General features: G+C 71.0%; 17 protein-coding genes and 1 tRNA gene. 13 read left to right on the forward strand and 5 right to left on the reverse strand.

The genetic code is table 11. The features are described 5' to 3' along the window. Nucleotides 1–14: 14 nt before the first annotated feature. Entirely contained in the window at nt 15–881 is an 867-nt protein-coding gene (locus tag ACZ5VC_RS14095) for a GNAT family N-acetyltransferase (protein ID WP_469120317.1), read from the forward strand. A gap of 213 nt (nt 882–1,094) precedes the next feature. On the opposite strand, the gene ACZ5VC_RS14100 is transcribed toward ACZ5VC_RS14095, so the two are convergent. Next, nucleotides 1,095–1,182, reverse strand: a tRNA-Ser gene (locus ACZ5VC_RS14100). Between the two features lie 44 nt (nt 1,183–1,226). After that, nucleotides 1,227–2,702, reverse strand: a complete 1,476-nt coding sequence (locus tag ACZ5VC_RS14105; protein ID WP_469120318.1) for a S1C family serine protease — start codon at nt 2,700–2,702, stop codon at nt 1,227–1,229. A 202-nt stretch (nt 2,703–2,904) separates the two neighbouring features. Here ACZ5VC_RS14105 and ACZ5VC_RS14110 point away from each other — a divergent pair, with 202 nt between their 5' ends. From ACZ5VC_RS14110 to ACZ5VC_RS14120, 3 genes are all read left to right on the forward strand, one after another. Beyond that, nucleotides 2,905–3,711 (forward strand): glycerophosphodiester phosphodiesterase, encoded by an 807-nt coding sequence (locus tag ACZ5VC_RS14110; RefSeq protein WP_469120319.1) that lies wholly within the window; start codon nt 2,905–2,907, stop codon nt 3,709–3,711. A 53-nt stretch (nt 3,712–3,764) separates the two neighbouring features. Then, nucleotides 3,765–4,373: an ATP-binding protein gene (locus ACZ5VC_RS14115; RefSeq protein ID WP_469120320.1), complete on the forward strand. Its 609-nt coding sequence runs from the start codon at nt 3,765–3,767 to the stop codon at nt 4,371–4,373. 160 nt (nt 4,374–4,533) lie between these two features. Further along, entirely contained in the window at nt 4,534–5,526 is a 993-nt protein-coding gene (locus tag ACZ5VC_RS14120; protein ID WP_469120321.1) for a DUF5926 family protein, read from the forward strand. Nucleotides 5,527–5,893: 367 nt separating this feature from the next. Here the strand turns inward: ACZ5VC_RS14120 and ACZ5VC_RS14125 are convergent, their stop codons facing one another. Next, nucleotides 5,894–6,463, reverse strand: a complete 570-nt coding sequence (locus tag ACZ5VC_RS14125) for a hypothetical protein (protein ID WP_469120322.1) — start codon at nt 6,461–6,463, stop codon at nt 5,894–5,896. Between the two features lie 190 nt (nt 6,464–6,653). After that, the gene (locus tag ACZ5VC_RS14130) at nt 6,654–7,337 is read right to left on the reverse strand and encodes a bifunctional DNA primase/polymerase (protein WP_469120323.1); all 684 of its coding nucleotides are present in this window, start codon (nt 7,335–7,337) and stop codon (nt 6,654–6,656) included. A 459-nt stretch (nt 7,338–7,796) separates the two neighbouring features. Here ACZ5VC_RS14130 and ACZ5VC_RS14135 point away from each other — a divergent pair, with 459 nt between their 5' ends. Both ACZ5VC_RS14135 and ACZ5VC_RS14140 read left to right on the forward strand, forming a co-directional pair. Then, on the forward strand, nt 7,797–9,299 hold the full coding sequence (locus ACZ5VC_RS14135; protein ID WP_469120324.1) for a PP2C family protein-serine/threonine phosphatase: 1,503 nt from the start codon (nt 7,797–7,799) through the stop codon (nt 9,297–9,299). 121 nt (nt 9,300–9,420) lie between these two features. Beyond that, nucleotides 9,421–10,881, forward strand: a complete 1,461-nt coding sequence (locus tag ACZ5VC_RS14140; RefSeq protein ID WP_469120325.1) for an aminopeptidase P family protein — start codon at nt 9,421–9,423, stop codon at nt 10,879–10,881. 83 nt (nt 10,882–10,964) lie between these two features. Here ACZ5VC_RS14140 and ACZ5VC_RS14145 read toward each other — a convergent pair whose 3' ends face one another. Further along, nucleotides 10,965–11,420, reverse strand: coding sequence for an ATP-binding protein (locus ACZ5VC_RS14145; RefSeq protein ID WP_469120326.1), 456 nt, complete (start codon nt 11,418–11,420; stop codon nt 10,965–10,967). Between the two features lie 205 nt (nt 11,421–11,625). Between ACZ5VC_RS14145 and ACZ5VC_RS14150 the strand changes: the two genes are divergently transcribed. The 7 genes from ACZ5VC_RS14150 to pheA all read left to right on the forward strand — a co-directional run bounded on the left by ACZ5VC_RS14150 (nt 11,626) and on the right by pheA (nt 18,744). Beyond that, nucleotides 11,626–12,441, forward strand: a complete 816-nt coding sequence (locus ACZ5VC_RS14150) for a hypothetical protein (RefSeq protein ID WP_469120327.1) — start codon at nt 11,626–11,628, stop codon at nt 12,439–12,441. Nucleotides 12,442–12,536: 95 nt separating this feature from the next. Then, entirely contained in the window at nt 12,537–13,277 is a 741-nt protein-coding gene (locus tag ACZ5VC_RS14155; protein WP_469120328.1) for a YcnI family copper-binding membrane protein, read from the forward strand. 40 nt (nt 13,278–13,317) lie between these two features. Continuing rightward, nucleotides 13,318–14,013, forward strand: a complete 696-nt coding sequence (locus ACZ5VC_RS14160; RefSeq protein WP_469120329.1) for an SCO family protein — start codon at nt 13,318–13,320, stop codon at nt 14,011–14,013. After that, nucleotides 14,010–14,474, forward strand: coding sequence for a copper chaperone PCu(A)C (locus ACZ5VC_RS14165; protein ID WP_469120330.1), 465 nt, complete (start codon nt 14,010–14,012; stop codon nt 14,472–14,474). Before ACZ5VC_RS14160 ends, ACZ5VC_RS14165 begins: the two co-directional genes overlap by 4 nt. Before the next feature lie 23 nt (nt 14,475–14,497). Next, nucleotides 14,498–16,456: a copper resistance protein CopC gene (locus ACZ5VC_RS14170; RefSeq protein WP_469120331.1), complete on the forward strand. Its 1,959-nt coding sequence runs from the start codon at nt 14,498–14,500 to the stop codon at nt 16,454–16,456. A 3-nt stretch (nt 16,457–16,459) separates the two neighbouring features. Further along, a complete protein-coding gene (gene efeB / locus ACZ5VC_RS14175) occupies nt 16,460–17,707 on the forward strand; it encodes an iron uptake transporter deferrochelatase/peroxidase subunit (protein ID WP_469120332.1) in 1,248 nt (415 codons plus the stop codon). Nucleotides 17,708–17,808: 101 nt separating this feature from the next. After that, on the forward strand, nt 17,809–18,744 hold the full coding sequence (gene pheA / locus ACZ5VC_RS14180) for a prephenate dehydratase (RefSeq protein WP_469120333.1): 936 nt from the start codon (nt 17,809–17,811) through the stop codon (nt 18,742–18,744). Nucleotides 18,745–19,117: the final 373 nt, after the last annotated feature.

Below are 19,117 nucleotides of genomic sequence, written 5' to 3' on the forward strand. Positions count from 1 at the left end.
TTAGGGTGCCGCTCATGTTCTTCCGCTGGGACTGGCTCAGGCCCGTACTGACCGCGCCGATCGTTCCGACTCTCGGCCCCGTCCATCCCGATGCCCTGACCGTCGACATTTTCGAGGACACCCTGCGAGCGGCCGTCACCAGGGACTTCCTCCCCTACGACAAGGACCGGCGCTGGGGTGGCAAGAAGGACGAGACGATCCTCCGCAGCGACGTGGTGCACCAACCCGACCACACTCTCATCCCCACCCTGACCCGGCGCGGACGCGGCACCGTCAAGGTCTTCGCCTACGGGCACCACGACAGCGTCGTGGACGAAGCAGCCGAACTGGCCGCGAAGCTCGCCGCCGCGCACGACGCGGTCAACGCCCGCGTCGTGCGCCCGCTCGGCCCCGAGACCAGCTCCCCACGTGGCACCCGCATCCAGCTCCAGGACTTCACCACACGCCCCTGCCCCGACCCCGGCGGCCCGGTCCGCCCCGTCACCGACTGGCCGGCCGCCGTGCAGGAGACCTTCGCCCCGTTCGCCACGGCCATGGCCAGCGATGGCCTGGCCTTCCTCCACGCCCAGATGCAGGCCAGCCGGTGCGGCCCGGTGCTCGCCGCCGCCATCGAGGACCGCATCGTGGGCGCGATAGGCCCCATGGAAGTACGCCCCGACGCGATCGGATGCCTCCAGCTCATGCCTCAGTACTTCGCCGTCCTGCCCGAGACCCGAGGGCAAGGCCTGGGCCGCGTGCTGTGGCGGGCCGCGATGCACTGGGGCCAGTCCCACGGTGCTGTCTATCAGCTCTTGCAGACCGAGGTCGGCGGCCCCTCCGACAGGCTGTGCCAGGCCGAAGGACTGGCCTCCCTCGGCTTCAACCACACCACACGGGCGTAGCCGCCGGATCTCGCCCGCCGCGAGGACTCCGCCACGCCGCTGCTGTGTGCATCCCGGTCGCCAGCTGATCCGTCCGTGGACCGTGGCCCACGCCTGGCCCACACACCATGATCCAAAGCGGCGCACGAGTGGACTCAGAGTGAGACAGGGCCCATCGCAAAAGGGGTGCCCCTCGTCGGGACACCCCTTCTGGTCAGCACGTCGTCTGACCTGTGGCGGTGGGTGTGGGATTTGAACCCACGGTGACTCGCGCCACGACGGTTTTCAAGACCGTTCCCTTAGGCCGCTCGGGCAACCCACCCCGCCCCATCCCGACAGGGATGCGGCGGTGAACAGACTAGCCGGTCAGCTGTCGCCCTTGCGCTCGCCCAGGGTGACGTCCACCGTCGTCTCCTTGCCGCCGCGCTCGTACGTCAGCTTGATCGTGTCGCCCGGCTTGTGCGTCCAGATCTCGCTGATCAGGGTCGGGCCGCTGTCGATCTGCTTGTCGCCGAACTTGGTGATGACGTCGCCCGCCTTCAGGCCGGCCTTCGCCGCCGGGCCGCCCGAGGGCACCGCGGCCATGCCGCCCGCGCCCTGGTCGGCGATCGTCGCTCCCTCGCCCTTGTCCGTCATGTTCACCGTCGCGCCGATGACCGGGTAGACGGGCTGACCCGTCTTGATCAGCTGCTGGGCGACGTTCTTCGCCTGGTTCACCGGGATCGCGAAGCCCAGGCCGATCGAGCCCGCCTGGGACTGGCCGAGACCGCCCGTGCCGGCCGACTGGATCGCCGAGTTGATGCCGATCACGGCGCCGCGCGCGTCGATGAGCGGGCCGCCGGAGTTGCCCGGGTTGATCGAGGCGTCCGTCTGCAGGGCGCTCATGTACGAGTTGGACTTGCCGGACCCGTCACCCGAGGCGACCGGGCGGTTCTTGGCGCTGATGATGCCGGTGGTCACGGTGTTGGAGAGGCCGAACGGCGCGCCGATCGCGATCGTCGAGTCGCCGACCGCGACCTTGTCGGAGTCGCCCAGCGGCAGCGGCCTGAGCCCCGAGGGCGCGTTCTTCAGCTTCAGGACGGCGACGTCGTACCCCTGGGCCCGGCCGATCACCTCGGCGTCGTACGTCTTGCCGTTGGAGAAGGTGGCCGACAGCGTGCCGCCTTCCGCGGCGGAGGCCACGACGTGGTTGTTGGTGAGGATGTGGCCTTCCTTGTCGTAGACGAAGCCGGTGCCGGTGCCGCCCTCGCCCTCCGAGCCGCCGGACTTCGCCTGGATGGTCACCACGCTCGGCAGCGCCCTGTTCGCCACACCCGCGACCGTGCCCGGGTCGCGCTTGAAACCGGCCGGGGAGTCGCCGACCGAGACCGTCGTCGAGGTGCTCGGATCGTCGCCCTGCTTGGCGGCCCAGTATCCGATCCCACCGCCGACACCGCCCGCCACCAGCGCGGCGGCCAGGACCGTGGCGACCAGTCCGCCGGCGCGGCGGCGCGGGGCCGCGGGGCCGGGCGCCGGAGCGCCCCAGCCGTGACCGCCGCCGTTGCCGCCACCGGCGTACGACGGCTGCGCCGGCGGGGGCGGGGGCCAGCCCGCGCCCTGGGCGCCCGGCGCGCCCACGGTCGGCGGATCCGCCGGGACCGGTCCGGGCAGCGGCGCCGTGACGGGCTCGGACCGGGGGGAGTGTCCGCGCCCGTCCTGCGGCACCGCCGCCGGTTCGTGTGCGGCGTCGCGCGGGGGAGCGGCGGACGCCGGGGTTCCCTCGGGAGCGGCGACCGGCACGGGGGGTGCGGACGGGGCGGGCGCTTCCGGCGGAATCGCGTTGCCCTCGTTCTCGGTGCTCACAGCTCTCTCCTCGGTTCCACGTCATCGGCTGGACTCGGCATGTGCACGGTCGACTGACTGCGGTCAGCTTTTCCCACAGGCCGTCAGGCCACTGTAAGCGGGACCTGTGCATCCTCGCCGTTTCCTTTACTTACGGACATACCGGTCACCCCTGATTGCCGTATGCCCACACGCGCGGCGCGCTCGATGGCACCATGACGCGGTGACAAACGCACGGCAGCACACGATTCAAGTCGTCGCTCACCGAGGCGCCTCCGAGGACGCCCCGGAGCACACCCTCGCGGCGTACGTGAAAGCGATCGAGGACGGCGCCGACGCCCTCGAATGCGACGTACGGCTCACCGCCGACGGCCACCTCGTCTGCGTGCACGACCGGCGCGTCAACCGCACCTCCAACGGCCGAGGCGCCGTCTCCGCCCTGGAGCTGGCCGATCTCGCCGCGCTCGACTTCGGCATCTGGAGGGGGCGCGAGGAGTCGAACGAGAGCCCCGACTGGGGCGACCGCGAGCTCACCTCCGTCCTGACCCTCGAGCGGCTCCTCGAGCTCGTCGCCGACGCAGGGCGCCGCGTCGAACTGGCCATCGAGACCAAGCACCCCACCCGCTGGGCCGGACAGGTGGAGGAGCGGCTGCTCCAGTTGCTCAAGCGGTTCGGCCTCGCCGATCCGGCGCCGGGCACCTCTCCCGTACGCGTCATGAGTTTCTCGGCCCGCTCGCTGAGCCGCGTCGCGGCCGCCGCGCCGGCGCTCCCCACGGTCTATCTCACCCAGTTCGTCACACCGCGGCTGAAGGACGGACGGCTCCCGGCGGGGGCCCGGATCGCCGGCCCGTCCATCCGGATCGTGCGCCACCACCCCGGGCTGATCGTGCGCCTCCAGCGGGCCGGCCACGAGGTCCATGTCTGGACCGTGGACGACCCCGAGGACGTGGAACTGTGCGCCCGGCTGGGTGTCGAGGCGATCATCACCAATCGCCCCAAGCAGGTCCTGTCCCAACTGGGTCGCCTGTAACAACTGTCACAGGGAGTGCACCGGCGCGTTCGGACCGTATTCGATCGTGTCGAGTGCGTCACCGGAGGCCTACTGGCCGGTTTCCGGTCCAGTCCATTGGGGCATCCACAACGTGGCGTGGGGCGAAGGAGGTCTCGGGGGTGGCGTTGGTGGTGGCACAGGAGGTGCCCACGTCGTCGAGCATGGCCGTACCCCATGGCCCTGCGGGCGTGGGTGAGGCGAGGCATCGCATGCGGGAGCAGTTGCGCCGCAGCGGGATGTCCGAATCGGTCGTCGACGACGCGGTACTCATCCTTTCCGAGCTGCTCAGTAATGCCTGCCGGCACGGCAGGCCACTGGGCCGCGCAGACGTGGGTGACGGTGACGTGCGGGCCGCATGGCGGCTGGACAAGCAGGGCGGGCTGACCGTCGAGGTGACGGACGGAGGTGGTCCGACCCGACCGGTTCCGGCCACGCCCTCGGTCACCGCACGCGGTGGTCGCGGGCTGAACATCATCAGCTCGCTGGCTCAGGACTGGGGTGTACGCGACAGCGCGTCCGGTGAGGTCACCGTATGGGTCGTGGTCACGGAGGGGCACCGTCGCGATGACTTCGCTACGCGCGTCACAGCGCCCGGCTTCGACTTCCTCGACGCGTATGAGGACGCGTACGAGGAGTCATGAGCCCGTCATGAGTGCTCGGGGGCGGTGAGAGGGCCGCGCGTCGAGCGACCCGTACGACTCACAGCGGGAGCGGTTGGACCGCTTGGACTGAGCCGGAGGGCTCCCTACGGCTAGGCTCGCGCCCGACACAGCACTGTCGTAATCGGGAGAAAGCCACACCATGGCCAAGAAGCGCCCCCAGACCAAGGCCGGCAAGCCGCAGTTCAAGGACGGCGCCCGCAACGCCGGCGCCAACGAGAGCGTGCCGGTGGTGGGGGCCCGCGAGCCCTGCCCGTGCGGTTCGGGCCGTCGTTACAAGGCATGTCACGGCCGGGAGGCCGCCCATGCGGTCACCGAGCTGGTCCAGCGCCCCTTCGAGGGCCTGGCCGGCGAGTGCGACTGGGTCGCGCTGCGCGAGCTCGTGCCCGCGGCGACCGCCGAACTGACCCTGAAGGACGGGCTTCCGGAGGATGTGCCCTCGGTGACGCTCGCGACGGTCCTGCCGATGGCCTGGCCGGCGCTGCGCCGCGACGACGGCTCGGTCCTGCTCGCGCTGCAGAACGACACCTCGTCCGGCGACCTCAGCCGGGACCTGGCCGACACCCTCCAGCGCGCGCTGACCGCCGAACCCGGCACCCCGGTCTCCGCCCAGCGGGCGGCCGCGGACGGTCCGCGCCTGCAGGATCTGCTCGACGCGGACGCCGGTTTCGAGCCGACCGTCCACTCCGGCTTCGAATTCTGGATCCCGGAGTCCGCGGACAACTCGTCCGCCGAGGTCACCGCCTCCCTGGAGCGGGCCAACGCCGCCGCGATCCCGACCGTGAAGCTCTCGTCGGTGGATTCCTCGTACTGGTGCGAGACCCCGGAGAAGAACCACCTGCGATGGGTCATGCCGTATGCCGAGGAGGCTCTTCTCGACGCGCTCGCCCGGCTGCACGCCGCGGGCACGTCCTCGCTCGGCGAGGGAACGCGGCTGGTCGGCTCCTTCCGGGCGCACGGCCTGATGGTCCCCGTGTGGGACCTGCCGAGCGCGATGGGCGCGGAGGAGTGCGAGAAGCCGGCCGCCGAGTTCGCCGAGCGTCTCGCGGCCGCGCTCGCCGTGACCGACCCGCTGAGCGCGGACGAGCGCCGGGCGCGTGGTGGACTCACCAATCGCCAGGTGACGCTCAGCTGACGCCGGGGCCCACGCGGGACTGCGGACCTCCGGAGCCGGGGACTACGGAGCTCTGGGGCTTCGGCAGTCCCGTCCCCGGCCCAGCGAGCCAGTGACGGAAGCTGCTGACAGACCGGCCGGTCGGTGACCTCCGCCACAACTCCCCGTTCGTTGGCCTAAATCGTTGTCCGAATATCCGAGATCGAATTTGCGAACAGCAGATCTCTTGTTACCGTTCTAGAAGCCCGGTCGCTGGTGCATCCCCCGTCGCCAGCGACCGGGCGTTTACGTTCCCGGATGCCGTGCCGCGCGGCGCGCGCCTTTCCGGTGAGTTCCAGTGAGTTCCGGTGAGATCACTCGGACTGTCGAGCGAGACCTCTCGAGTGTGTCAACTTCCTTCCGCCTCAGCGGAGTTGCTCCCCACCCTCAGCAGCAGCGGCGTCTCGGCACCCTCGCCCCCACCGGCGAACTCCGCCACCGCCGTATAAGCGTCCGATCGCCCCTGGGACCGTTCGCGCGGCGTCTCACAGGTTCCCGGCTCATCCTCCGCCGGCACCTCACAATGCGTCTGCACAGTTCGCCCGGCGGGTCCCATCAATGTGAGTACGGCGCTCAGAACCTCGCCCGTCGCATTCCGGTAATAGGTACGCGCCCAGGCGTCACGTGCCTCCGTCATGACACATGTCTGCGCCTCGATCCCGTCGGGAGAGGTGAGTTCGGGGCCGCAGCGCGCGGACCGGCGCGGGGGGCCGTCGGCGTCCGGCGAGGAGCCCTTCGACTCCGCGGCGTCCGATCCGATCACTCCCAGGAGTCCCGGCGCCGGTGAGGCCTTCGGCTTCGCGTCGGCGGGACCGGATCCGGGGCCGCCCGCCTGGCCGGCCGAGGCGGCCAGGGGGATCAGGGCGGCGAACACGACGGCGACCCCGAGTCCGATCATGCGGATCGTGCGGAGATTCATCGTGGCCCCACCTGCCAACCTGCCGACTGCCCGGGAATTCCTGACGGTGGGCCGACGATATCGGCGGATTGCGGGCGCCCGGGAGCCGCGCGCCCATTTCGCGAGGAACTGGCCCCGGCTCACACCCGTACGAGTGACTCACCGGGGCCAGGCAGTCTCCGCGGCGGCCCCTCACGCGCGAGGGGCCGCCTCAGTACGCGAGACGGCTGCCCCCGCCGGGTGCGCTGGTGCTCGCCTCGACCAGCGCGTCCACCACCGCCTCGACATCCGGCAGCCAGGGCGTCGCCGAACCGGCCAGTGGCGCGCGCTCCCAGCGGACCTGGCCCGTGCCGATGACCGACGGCGGCAGCACGAGATAGCCGCCCTCCCCGTGGAAGCGGAGGGAACTGGGCACGGAATCCTTGGCGTAGAGCAGTTCGCCGAGTTGTTCGAGGCTGTACGGCGCGACCAGCAGCGACCACCGGGTCGGTGTCGCGACGACCGGGCCGAGTCTCATGCCCATCCGGTCCAGCGCGGCCAGGGCGCGGGCGCCGGCGACCGCCGGGAGGCTGACCGCGCACGGCGCGAGGCCTCCGGTGGCCAGGACGATCGGGGCGTCGGGCCGGTTGGTCCACCACCAGCGCACCATGCGCGCGTCGGTCGAGGCGGCCAAGAGCCCGGGGTCGAAGGGGTGTGCGCCGGGGACGACGCACTCGGGGTCGGGGCAGGCGCATCCGCGCCCGCGGTCGCTACGGCTTCCGGCCGACTTCAGCCCCACACCGGGGAGTACCGGCCAGTGCCACTCGGTGGCGCAGGTGAGCGCCGCGTCGAGCTGGACAGGCCTCCCCTTGCGCCGGAACCGGAGCCTGCGTCGCCTTCCGAGGATCTCGCGCATGAGCGCTCGTTCCTTTCCGTTGAACGCCGAGGGTCCACATCACATCAGGTGTGCATTGCTTCACTGTGCGTACAAAGCGGCGCGCCCTCGCCCCTGTCAGGAGCGTCGAGCTCGGGCCCGAGCATGGGCTGTAGTCCATTAAACGCGTGGCGAGGGGTGGCGCGCCCCTGGCGCGTACCGACCCGCTGAACTGTCCCCGCCACCCGGGGATGGGGTGCGGCCGTCGGCGGTTAAGACGCCGGGGCTCTCCACCAGGTTCCGGGGCTGTGCAACTGCCCCTTGCCATCTCCGTGTAGGTACCCAACACGCTCGGAATGACGCTCCCCCCGGGACGTGCCCCCGGAGGAACCCCATTCACGCGGTGTCAGTCGACCTCAAATACCGTGCATAGGGGGCAATTTTTGGCCAAGTTCACTACCCCTCCCTCACCTCACAGACACCGCAAGTCCCGGGTTGACAATGCTGGACATCCCCTTACTTGTGCGTGTACATGTGGATGCATTGATAGCGGCGCAGAATGACATGGGGGTTTGCGATGCTATTGCGCGAAACGCACCGGTCGGAAAGCCGGCTGGCATGAGCGCCCCTCACCTGCCGAAAGTGGCTGGAATCGATTCAACGGTTCCTTCGCCCACGCACACTGCGACGCCCTTGCCGGGCGTTCCCGCCGCTCCGGCCCCGCCCGGCGCGCTGCTCCAGGACCGGCTGGCCGGCTGGGTCTCGGATCTCACCACCCTCCATGAACTGACCGAACGCCTGGCCCGGACCCGGTCGCTCGACGACGCGCTGCACGAACTGCTGCGCGCCGGAGCCGCCCTGGTGGGCGCGCGGCGCGGCATGGCCGTACTGGAGCCGGCCGACGGCCTCGGCCCCGCCCTCACGATCGGCCTCGGGCTCGCCCACGCCGAACTCGGCCACATCGAGACCGTGCCGCGCAGCGCCACCTCCTACGGCCGCATCCTGGAGGGCCTGCCCGATCCGGTCGCGGTCCCCGATCCGATCGCCGTCCCCGATCTGCTCGGCGACGAACACCTCGACCCGCGCCACCGCGAGGTCGCCGCCCGGCTCGGCTACGCCGCCAGTTACGCCCTGCCCCTCGCCACCGAGGAGGCCGGGAAGCTCGGGGCCGTCGTCTGGCTCTACGACGAACCGGCCGAACCGATGGAACGCCGGCGCCACCTCGTCGGCCTCTACGGCCGCTACGCCACCGAGCACCTGGCGCGCCTCCTCGAACTGGAGCGGGCCCGCGCCGAGATCGCCACCGTCGCCGAGGAGCTGCTGCCCAGCAGGCTCCCCCGAGTCCCCGGTGTGCAGCTCGCCGCGCGCCACCGCACCGGCTCCCAGGGCGGCGGCGACTGGTACGACGCGCTGCCGCTGCCCGATGCCGCGCTGGGCCTGGCGGTCGGCTCGGTCTCCGGTTCGGGACCGAGCGCGCTGGCCGCGATGGGCCGGCTGCGGGCCAGCCTGCGGGCGTACGCCGTGATGGAGGGCGAGGACCCCGTCGCCGTACTCTCCGATCTCGAGCTGCTGCTGCGGCTGACCGAGCCCGCCCGCTCGGCCACCGCGCTCTTCGGCTACGCCGAGCCCGCCCAGCGCAAGATCGTGCTGGCCGGGGCCGGACACACCCCGCCGCTGATTGTCGGCGAGCGGCGGACCGAGTACATCGAGACCTCCCTGTCCGCTCCGCTCGGCATGCTGGCGTGCTGGGAGGCGCCCAGCGTGGAGCTCTGCCTCGCACCCGGAGAAACGGTCTTGCTCTATACGGACGGGCTGCTGCGGCGGACCGGCGACCCGATGGACCGGGCGTTCGCGCGGCTCCACGCGGCGGCGGCCGGCGTGCCCAGGGCGGACCGCGGCGATCCCGGCGCGATCGCCGACCATGTGCTGCGGACCGTCCTGCCGGAGGGTCTGGACGCCGACGGCGGCGAGGACGTGGTCCTTCTCGCCGCGCGCTTCGCCTGAGACCGGCCTCCGGGCCGCCCGCGAAACCGATCTTGGTAATGGGTCTTCCGGCCCTGGGCCCCCTTCCGTACGACCGTACGATGGAGGGGGTTCAGTGTCGTACCAACAAGGAGGCGGACCCGTGGCCGAAGAGCTCATCCCGGAGACCCCGGAAGAGGCAGAAGAGCCGATCAAGCAGCGCAAGAACGGCCTTTACGCGGGCGTTTCCGATGAACTCGCCGAGAACATGAAGTCCGGCTGGGCCGACACCGAACTGCGCGACCTGGAGCCCATCGCCCAGGCGGCCCACACCGCCGCCCGGCGCGCCGCGCTCTCCGCCCGCTTCCCGGGCGAGCGTCTGGTGATCCCCGCGGGCAATCTGAAGACCCGGTCGAACGACACCGAGTACAGCTTCCGCGCCTCCACCGAGTACGCGTACCTCACCGGCGACCAGACCCAGGACGGCGTTCTCGTCCTGGAGCCGGCGAAGGACGGCGGCCACCGGGCCACCCTCTATCTGCTGCCGCGCTCCAACCGCGAGAACGGTGAGTTCTGGCTGGACGGCCAGGGCGAGCTGTGGGTCGGCCGCCGGCACTCGCTCGCCGAGGCCGAGCAGCTTCTCGGCATCCCGGCCAAGGACGTCCGCGAGCTCCCCGCCCTGCTGCGCGAGGCCACCGGTCCGGTCCGGAACGTCCGCGGCCACGACGCCGCCGTCGAGGCCGCACTGACCGACAAGGTCACCGCCGAGCGCGACGAGGAACTGCGGGTGTTCCTGTCCGAGGCGCGCCTGGTCAAGGACGAGTTCGAGATCGCCGAGCTGCAGAAGGCGTGCGACTCCACCGCCCGCGGGTTCGAGGACGTCGTCAAGGTCCTCGACAAGGCCGAGGCGACCAGCGAGCGCTACATCGAAGGCACCTTCTTCCTGCGTGCCCGCGTCGAGGGCAACGACATCGGCTACGGCTCCATCTGCGCCGCGGGCCCGCACGCCACCACCCTGCACTGGGTGCGCAACGACGGACCGGTGCGTTCCGGCGAGCTGCTGCTGCTCGACGCCGGCGTGGAGACCACCGAGCTCTACACCGCCGACATCACACGGACCCTGCCGATCAACGGCCGCTACACCGACCTCCAGCGCAAGATCTACGACGCGGTGTACGAGGCCCAGGAGGCCGGCATCGCCGCGGTGAAGCCCGGCGCCGCCTACCGCGACTTCCACGACGCGGCGCAGCGCGTCCTGGCCGAGAAGCTCGTCGAGTGGGGTCTGATCGAGGGTCCCGTCGAGCGCGTCCTGGAGCTGGACCTGCAGCGCCGCTGGACCCTGCACGGCACCGGCCACATGCTCGGCATGGACGTCCACGACTGCGCCGCCGCGCGCACCGAGGCGTATGTCGACACGACGCTGGAGCCGGGCATGTGCCTGACCGTCGAGCCGGGTCTGTACTTCCAGGCCGACGACCTGACGGTGCCGGAGGAGTACCGCGGGATCGGCGTCCGGATCGAGGACGACATCCTGGTCACCGAGGACGGGAACCGGAACCTGTCGGAGGCGCTGCCGCGCCGCTCGGACGAGGTCGAGGCGTGGATGGCCGGCCTGAAGGGCTGACCTCGCACAGCACACGGCGGCCCCTGTCGATTCCTCGGCGGGGCCGTCGGCGCGTCCGTCCGCCGTGGGCCGGCGCGGCGGCGTCAGGTCAGGGCGACCGGCGCGTCCGGGCGCCACTTCACGATCTTGTCGAAGCTCACCACCGCGCCGCCCCGGCCGCCCGCGCCGTTCCCGAAGTACACATGGTCGGCGAGCTCCTCGATCAGCCGCATGCCCCGGCCGTGCTCCTGGGTGTGCGGCACCGGGAGGCGGGCGGCGAAGTCCTCGTCCGGAAAGCCCGGCCCCGAGTCGGTCACCTCGATACGACAGGTCTCACCGTCGAGATAGGCCGTCACGCGGTACGCCTCGGACACCTCACCGGTCCCCAGGTCGCCACCGTGCTCCACCGCGTTCGCACACGCTTCGCTGAGCGCCACCGAGAGTTCGTAGGAGTCGTCCGGATCGACCCCCGCCGTCTCCATCGTGCCGATCAGAAGGCGGCGGGCCAGCGGCACACTCGCAGCCTCACGCCGCAGATGGAGTGACCACCAGATGCTCATGCGCCAGCCTCCCGGCCCCCGCTCGACATACCGATACGTATTGCCGCGAGGCGGGGCTTGTAAGCCACCGATCGGGGCGAGAGCGCCCATTCGGCGGATACACACCACCGCGCACGCCGGTGTATGTCGGGCCTCTGCCGCCAAACGGTGATCTTCCGGACCTGCCGTGTGGCGGCCACAAGCGCAGTGCGATGATGAGCCCGCCATGTCTGCACCCTCGTCGACAGCACGTTCCGGAGCCTCTTCACGGCTCCTGCGGGCCGCGGTGTTCACCGCGGTCTGTGTCGTGCTGTCCGCGCTGGGACATGTGCTCGCCGCGTGCGCGACCGTCCCGTGGTGGACGCTGCTTCTCGGCTTCGTGGGTGTCTTCGCGCTCACCTCTCCGTTCGCAGGACGCGAGCGGTCGCTTCCGGCGATCGTCGGCGCCCTGGCCGTCGGACAGCTCTCGCTGCACACCCTGTTCGGTCTCGGCCAGCGCCATCTGGTGGTGGGCGTCGGGCCGCAGGCCGACGACGCGCTGATCCGGATGGCGACCAAGCTGGTCTGCGGGGCGGGTGCCGCGTCACTCACCCCCACCGACGCGAGCCGGATCGTCCGGACCGCCGGACTCGACCCGGCGACGGCGACCGTCGCCGACGGCCATCACCACGTCGGCTCCGCCGTCGCCCGTACGGCCGAGAGCGCGAGCCTGCTGCCGAGCCTCACCATGGTGCTCGGCCATCTGCTCGCCGCGCTGGCCACCGGCTGGCTGCTGCGCCGGGGCGACCGGGCCCTGCGCCGGGTCGCGCAGCTCTCCGCCCAGGGCGCCACCGAGATCGCGGAGGGGGCGCTCGTACGGGCCCTGCGCTCCGCCCTCGCCTTCGTGCGCGCCCTGCTGGCCGGGCTTCCCGGTCTCCCCTCGACGGGTCCGCGCACCGCCCGGCCCCGTCGTGACACCCCGCCGCCTCCCGCGGCGGAGGCGCTCCAGCACTCGGTGATCAGGCGCGGCCCCCCGGCCGTCGCGCTCCGCCTCGCAGCCTGACGCGGCCCACTCGACGGGAGTGGTGCCGCGGTACCCGTGCGCATGTCCGCGCGCCGGTCGCCTCACCACTTTCCTGTTCTGGAGTGTGTTCAGCCATGAGTTCTGTCAGCGTTTCGCGTCTCGCCGTCGCCGGTGGCGTCGCCGTCTCCTCCGTCCTCCTGCTCTCGGGCACCGCCTTCGCCCACGTCGGCGTGCAGCCGCAGGGCGCGGCCGCCAAGGGCGGCTACGCCACGGTGAACGTGAAGGTCCCCAACGAGCGGCCGAACGCCTCCACCATCAAGGTCGAGCTGAACATCCCGGCCGATCATCCCCTGGCCTCCGTGATGCCGCAGCCCGTCCCCGGCTGGAAGGTCGAGACGACCAAGACCAAGCTGGCCAAGCCGCTCGACATGCACGGCAAGAAGATCACCGAGTCGGTGTCCAAGGTGACCTGGACCGCGGCCGGTTCGAAGATCGGGCCCGGTGAGTTCCAGCAGTTCCCGGTCTCCCTCGGCCGCCTGCCTGAGGACGCGGACCAGCTGGTGTTCAAGGCCGTGCAGACGTACGACAACAACGAGGTCGTGCGCTGGATCGAGGAGCCCAAGGAAGGCGCCGCCGAGCCCGAGAACCCGGCGCCCGTGCTCAAGCTGTCGGCCGCCACCGAGGACCACCACGGCGGCGGCAGCGACGACAAGGCGAAGAACGCCGGTCACGACACGGCCGACAGCAGGGCCGAGGCACACGCCGAGTCCGCGTCGTCCGACACCACCGCCCGCGTCCTCGGCATCGTCGGCATCGTGGTGGGCGCCGCCGGTGTCGCCTTCGGCGTCCTCGCCGGCCGCCGCCGCTCGGCCTGACGGCCGGCCACCCTTCCCGAAAGCCTGAGAGAGAACCCTCATGCACCACCTGAAGCACGACGGGAGGCGTCGCGGCACGCGGCGTACCCCGCTGGTCGCGGCGGCCCTCGCCGCCGTCGCCGCGCTCACCCTGTCCGCGTGCGGCGGAGACGACGCCGAGGCCGGAAGCCCGGTCGCCATCGTCTCCTCCGACACCGACAGCTCCAAGCCGGGCACGGTGCTCGACCGCCCCTTCAAGAAGCCCGCCCTCGTCCTCACGGACACCAAGGGCCAGAAGTACGACCTGCGCGAGCGGACCAAGGGCAAGCCGACGCTGATCTACTTCGGCTACACGCACTGCCCGGACGTCTGCCCACTGACGATGAGCAACATCGCCATCGCCAGGAAGCAGCTCCCCAAGGCTGATCAGGACAAGCTCCAGGTCGTCTTCGTCACCACCGACCCCGAGCGCGACACCTCGGCGGAGCTCGGCAAGTGGCTGCCCTCGGCGGGTGACCCCTCCTTCACCGGACTGACCGGCGACTTCGCGGCCATCCAGGCCGGCGCGCGTCAGATCGGCATCGGCATCGACCCGCCGAAGAAGGAGAAGGACGGCACGGTCGTCTCCATGCACGGAGCGCAGGTGATCGCGTTCTCGCCCACGACCGATCAGGGCTACGTCCTGTACGGCGAGGACACCACCGCAGACGACTACGCCAAGGACCTGCCGAAGATCATCAAGGGGGAGAACCCGTGAACCGCCGCACCGCCCTCGTCTCCTCCATAGCACTGACGGCGGGGCTCGCGCTGGCAGGCTGTTCCACGGACGGCGGGCCGGAGCGGTCGTCGAAGCCGGAACTGAAGGTCAGCGGCGCGTTCATGCCGCAGCCGGTGATGGACATGGCCGGCGGGTTCCTCGTCATCAAGAACGACGGCGCAACGGCCGACAAGCTCACATCCGTCAGCAGCCCGCTCTCCGACGACGTCACGATCCACGAGACCGTGAACCAGAAGATGCGGCAGGTCGAATCGCTCGACATCCCCGCGAACGGCGAGCTGGCCCTCGAACGCGGCGGCAGCCACATCATGTTCATGAAGATCAAGGAGAAGCCGAAGCAGGGCGACAAGGTGAGCGTCGAGCTCCACTTCGAGAAGTCCGACCCGATCAAGGTCGAGCTTCCTGTCGAGGCGCCGAACCACAACCCGAAGAAGCACTGAGCTACTTGAGGGACTGACACACCATGACAGCCACCGCCCCGCGCTTCGGGCCCGCCGCGATCCTGCGACTGCTGCTGGTCGCGGCCACGCTCCTGGCCACGCTCACCGGCGCTCTGCTCGCCGCCGCGGCTCCCGCGTCGGCGCACGCCGCGCTCACCGGGAGCGACCCGAAGGACGGGGCGGTGGTCGCCAAGGCCCCTCAGACCGTCAGTCTGACCTTCTCCGAACAGGTCGCCCTGGGAGACGACGCCATCCGCGTCATGGACCCCAGCGGCAAGCGCGCCGACACCGGTGAACTGCGCGATCTGTGCAGCGGATCCGTCGTGAAGTACGCCGTCGCCCTCCACTCAGGGCTCCCGAACGGCACGTACACGGTGGCCTGGCGGCTGGTCTCCGCCGACAGCCACCCCATTTCCGGCGCCTTCACCTTCTCAGTCGGCGCCCCCTCCCCGACCGCGGTCGCCCTGCCGAAGGAAGAGGCCGGCGGCGGTCTCGTCGGCCTGCTCTACGACATCGCGCGCTATCTCTCGTACGCCGGCTTCATCGTGCTCGTCGGCGGCGCCGCGTTCGTCCTCACCTGCTGGCCGCGCGGCGCGTCCGTACGGCCCGTGCAGCGGTTGGTCGTGCGCGGCTGGCTGGCCCTGACGGCCGGCACCCTGGCCATGCTGCTGCTGCGCCATCCCTACACGGACTCGGGAAATCTCGCGGACGCGTTCGACCTCGGCGGCCTCAAGTCGGTACTGGAGACCAAGACCGGCGCGTCGCTGGTCTCCCGGCTGCTGCTGCTCGGGGCGGCCGCCCTCTTCGTCGCCGTTCTCTTCGGTGCGTACGCGAAGCGCGAGGACGAGAAGGAGAAGAAGGACCTCACCTTCGGGCTCGCCGTCGGCGGAACCGTGGTCGCCGCCGGGATCGCCGGGACCTGGGCGCTCGCCGAACACGCCTCGACCGGCCTGCAGCCCGGCGTCGCGATGCCCGTCGACATCCTGCACCTGCTGGCCGTCGGCACCTGGCTCGGCGGCCTGGCCGCGCTGCTGGTCGCGCTGCACCGGGCGCCGACGATCGAGGGGACGGCCGTACGGCGGTTCTCCGCGGTCGCCTTCTGGTCGGTGGTCGTGATCTCGGCGACCGGCGTCTACCAGTCCTGGCGGCAGGTCGGCTCCTGGTCGGCGCTGACGGGCACCTCGTACGGACAGCTGCTGCTGCTCAAGGTGGGGCTGGTCGTCGTACTGGTCGGCATCGCGTGGATCTCCCGGCGCTGGACGCAGCGGCTGGCGGCAACAGCCACGGCCACGGCGGACACCGAAGGCGAAGAGGCCGAAGAGGCGGACGAGCCCGAGCGGGATGCCGAGGAGGCCGAGGAGGCGGAAGAGGCGGAGGCCGAGAAGGTCACCGTTCCCGAGGATCCGGAGAGGGCCGCTCAGCTCGCCCGTCAGAAGGCCGCCATGGCCACGGCTCGCAAGAAGCGGATTCGCGACGCCGACCCCTGCCGCACCGGCCTGCGCCGCTCGGTCATGGCCGAAGCCGGTGTCGCCGTGGTCCTGCTGGCCGTGACGACCGTGCTGACCTCGACGGAGCCGGGCCGTACGGAGGAGGAGGCAGCCAGGGCCCAGTCCTCGACGACCGCCACCGCCGTGCCCGACCGCCCTGTCGACATCCGGATGCCCTTCGACACCGGCGGCCGGGACGGAAAGGGCACCGTACGGCTCACCCTCGACCCGGGCCGCTCCGGCGGCAACGCGCTGCACATCTTTGTGGACCGGCCCAATGGGCGGCCCCTCGACGTTCCCGAGATCAAGGTCTCCTTCACCCTCAAGGCGAAGGAGATCGGGCCTCTGCCCGCCCTCCCCGACCGCATCCAGACCGGACACTGGAGCGCGAGCAACGTGCAGATCCCGATGCCCGGGGAGTGGCAGATCCAGGTGACCGTACGCACCTCGGACATCGACCAGACGACCATCGACAAGAACGTGAAGATCGGCTGACCCGTGACTGAGAACCTCGAAATCTCGCGGCGGCGGATGCTCGGCACCGTCGGCGCGGCGGGCGCGGCAGGGCTGGCGCTCGGCGCGGCCGGCGGCGCGGGGGTGTACGCGGCGGTCTCGGGCGAGTCCGCGGGCTCCGAAGGGTCCCCGGCCCTGGCCGGCGTCGGTTCCTCGGAGGTGATGTTTCACGGGAAACATCAAGCGGGGATCACCACTCCGCTTCAGGCCAGGGGACATCTGATCGCCTTCGACCTCGTGCCCGGCGCGGGCCGCAAGGAGGCGGCCGCCCTGCTGCGGCGCTGGTCGGTCACGGCGAAGGCGCTGATGGCGGGGGAGCCGACCGCCGACGACACCGGTGTCGCACTGGACGCCGGTCCGTCCTCGCTGACCGTGACCTTCGGCTTCGGACACTCCTTCTTCGGCCGTACGGGCCTGACGGCACAGCGCCCGGCGCAGTTGGACGCGTTGCCCGCGTTCTCCGCCGACGCCCTGGATGCCAAGCGGTCGAACGGCGACCTGTGGGCGCAGATCGGTGCGGACGACGCGCTGGTCGCGTTCCATGCGCTGCGGGCCCTGCAGAAGGACGCGGGCGACGCGGCGCGGGTGCGCTGGCAGATGAACGGCTTCAACCGTTCACTCGGTGCCACCCCGCGGCCGATGACCGCCCGCAATCTGATGGGCCAGGTCGACGGCACGGGCAATCCGAAGCCGTCCGATCCGGACTTCGACCGCCGGATCTTCGTCCCTTCGGGCGGGGCGCCGGCGTGGATGGCGGACGGTTCGTACGCCGTGGTCCGCCGCATCCGGATGCTTCTGGACGACTGGGAGAAGCTGCCGCTGAACAAGCAGGAGCAGGTCATCGGCCGCCGGAAGTCGGACGGCGCCCCGCTGACGGGCGGAACCGAGACCACCGAGCCGGATCTGGACAAGACCGGACCGGACGGGAAGCTCGTCATCCCCGGCAACGCCCATGCCCGGATCTCCGCCCCCGAACAGAACGGCGGGGCGGCGATGCTGCGCCGGCCCTTCTCCTTCCACGACGGAATCGGCCCGGACGGTACGCCGGACGCGGGTCTTCTCTTCATCTGCTGGCAGGCCGATCCCCTCAAGGGCTTCGTCCCGGTGCAGCGGAAGCTCGACCGGGGCGACGCGCTCTCGCCGTTCCTCCGCCACGAGGCCAGCGGGCTGTTCGCGGTTCCGGGAGGCCCGGCGGAGGGCGAGTACGTCGGCCAGCGGCTCCTGGAGTCGTAAGAACGGCAAAGGGCGGCGCTCGCGCCGCGGGCCCGGGGGCGGGACCCTGGAGTCGTAGGAGAGTCGGGCCCGTCACGTCGCGGGCCCATTAGGGTGACGGTATGTCGGCCACGCGCTACACCTATCTCGGCCCCGAGGGCACCTTCACGGAGGCCGCCCTGCGGACGCTCCCGGAAGCCGCCACCCGGGAGCTCGTTCCGATGCTCTCCGTGCCGGCCGCGCTGGACGCGGTGCGCAATGGTGAGGCCGCCGCCGCTCTCGTCCCGATCGAGAACTCGGTGGAGGGCGGGGTCACCGCGACCATCGACGAGCTGGCCTCCGGCGAGCCGTTGATGATCTACCGCGAGGTACTGCTGCCGATCGCGTTCGCGCTGCTCGTGCGGCCGGGCACCAAGCTGTCCGAGATCAAGACGGTCACCGGCCACCCGGTCGCCCAGCCGCAGGTCCGGAACTGGCTGCGGGCACATCTGCCGGACGCGGTGTGGGAGTCGGCCGCGTCGAACGCGGACGGGGCGCGGCTGGTCCAGGAGGGCCGTTTCGACGCGGCCTTCGCGGGCGAGTTCGCCGCGGCGACCTACGGCCTGGAAGCGCTGGTCACCGAGATCCACGACGCGGAGAACGCCGAGACGCGGTTCGTCCTCGTCGGCAGGCCCGCCCGGCCCGCCGCCCCCACCGGGGCGGACAAGACCTCCGTCGTCCTCTGGCTGGGCGACGACCATCCGGGTGCACTGCTCGAACTGCTTCAGGAGTTCGCGGTGCGTGGCGTCAACCTGATGCTGATCCAGTCGCGGCCCACGGGCGCGGGTATTGGTAATTACTGCTTCGCCGTGGACGCCGAGGGCCATATCTCGGACCGCCGGGTGGGCGAGGCGCTGATGGGGCTGAAGCGGATCTGCCCGAACGTGCGGTTCCTGGGGTCGTACCCACGGGCGGGTGTGGCGGTGGAGGACGTGCGACAGCTGCGGGCCGGCACGTCGGATGCCGACTTCACCGCCGCCTCTGACTGGCTGGCGCGCTGCCAGGACGGCAGGGCCTGACGCTTCACGTCGTGGCTGGGCGCGCGGTGACGGCGGGGCAGCCGGGCGTCGAGGGCAGCGGGGCGTCGAGGGCACGGGGCGTCGAGGGTGGCCTGGGCGTCGCGGGCGGTCATCCCCAGGGGCGCGACCAGCCCTACCAGCACACTTTTCGTTACCCACAGCAGTTATCCACAGGCCGCTTCTCGACCTGGGGACAAGTCGACAACCCGAGCCGACATCGTCGACAAATCGCTCCAGTCGTCCTACATCCGTCCACAGCGCGGTACGAAGCCCCACGTCACCGCATGTCCACCCCATTCCGTCGATCAACTCTTTAGAGCGATGAATTCCCACTCCAATGAGTGCGCGAAGCACGTTTGGCCGGGGAATCCAT

It is taken from the genome of Streptomyces sp. NPDC033174, assembly GCF_055577795.1.

What these genes read in the sequence shown, in the direction of transcription:
- ACZ5VC_RS14095 (WP_469120317.1), top strand. Translation starts at nt 15, where the DNA reads ATGTTCTTCCGCTGGGACTGGCTCAGGCCCGTACTGACCGCGCCGATC.
- ACZ5VC_RS14120 (WP_469120321.1), top strand. Translation starts at nt 4,534, where the DNA reads ATGGCCAAGAAGCGCCCCCAGACCAAGGCCGGCAAGCCGCAGTTCAAG.
- ACZ5VC_RS14125 (WP_469120322.1), bottom strand. Translation starts at nt 6,463, where the DNA reads ATGAATCTCCGCACGATCCGCATGATCGGACTCGGGGTCGCCGTCGTG.
- ACZ5VC_RS14130 (WP_469120323.1), bottom strand. Translation starts at nt 7,337, where the DNA reads ATGCGCGAGATCCTCGGAAGGCGACGCAGGCTCCGGTTCCGGCGCAAG.
- ACZ5VC_RS14135 (WP_469120324.1), top strand. Translation starts at nt 7,797, where the DNA reads ATGCTGGACATCCCCTTACTTGTGCGTGTACATGTGGATGCATTGATA.
- ACZ5VC_RS14145 (WP_469120326.1), bottom strand. Translation starts at nt 11,420, where the DNA reads ATGAGCATCTGGTGGTCACTCCATCTGCGGCGTGAGGCTGCGAGTGTG.
- ACZ5VC_RS14150 (WP_469120327.1), top strand. Translation starts at nt 11,626, where the DNA reads ATGTCTGCACCCTCGTCGACAGCACGTTCCGGAGCCTCTTCACGGCTC.
- ACZ5VC_RS14155 (WP_469120328.1), top strand. Translation starts at nt 12,537, where the DNA reads ATGAGTTCTGTCAGCGTTTCGCGTCTCGCCGTCGCCGGTGGCGTCGCC.
- ACZ5VC_RS14160 (WP_469120329.1), top strand. Translation starts at nt 13,318, where the DNA reads ATGCACCACCTGAAGCACGACGGGAGGCGTCGCGGCACGCGGCGTACC.
- ACZ5VC_RS14170 (WP_469120331.1), top strand. Translation starts at nt 14,498, where the DNA reads ATGACAGCCACCGCCCCGCGCTTCGGGCCCGCCGCGATCCTGCGACTG.
- pheA (WP_469120333.1), top strand. Translation starts at nt 17,809, where the DNA reads ATGTCGGCCACGCGCTACACCTATCTCGGCCCCGAGGGCACCTTCACG.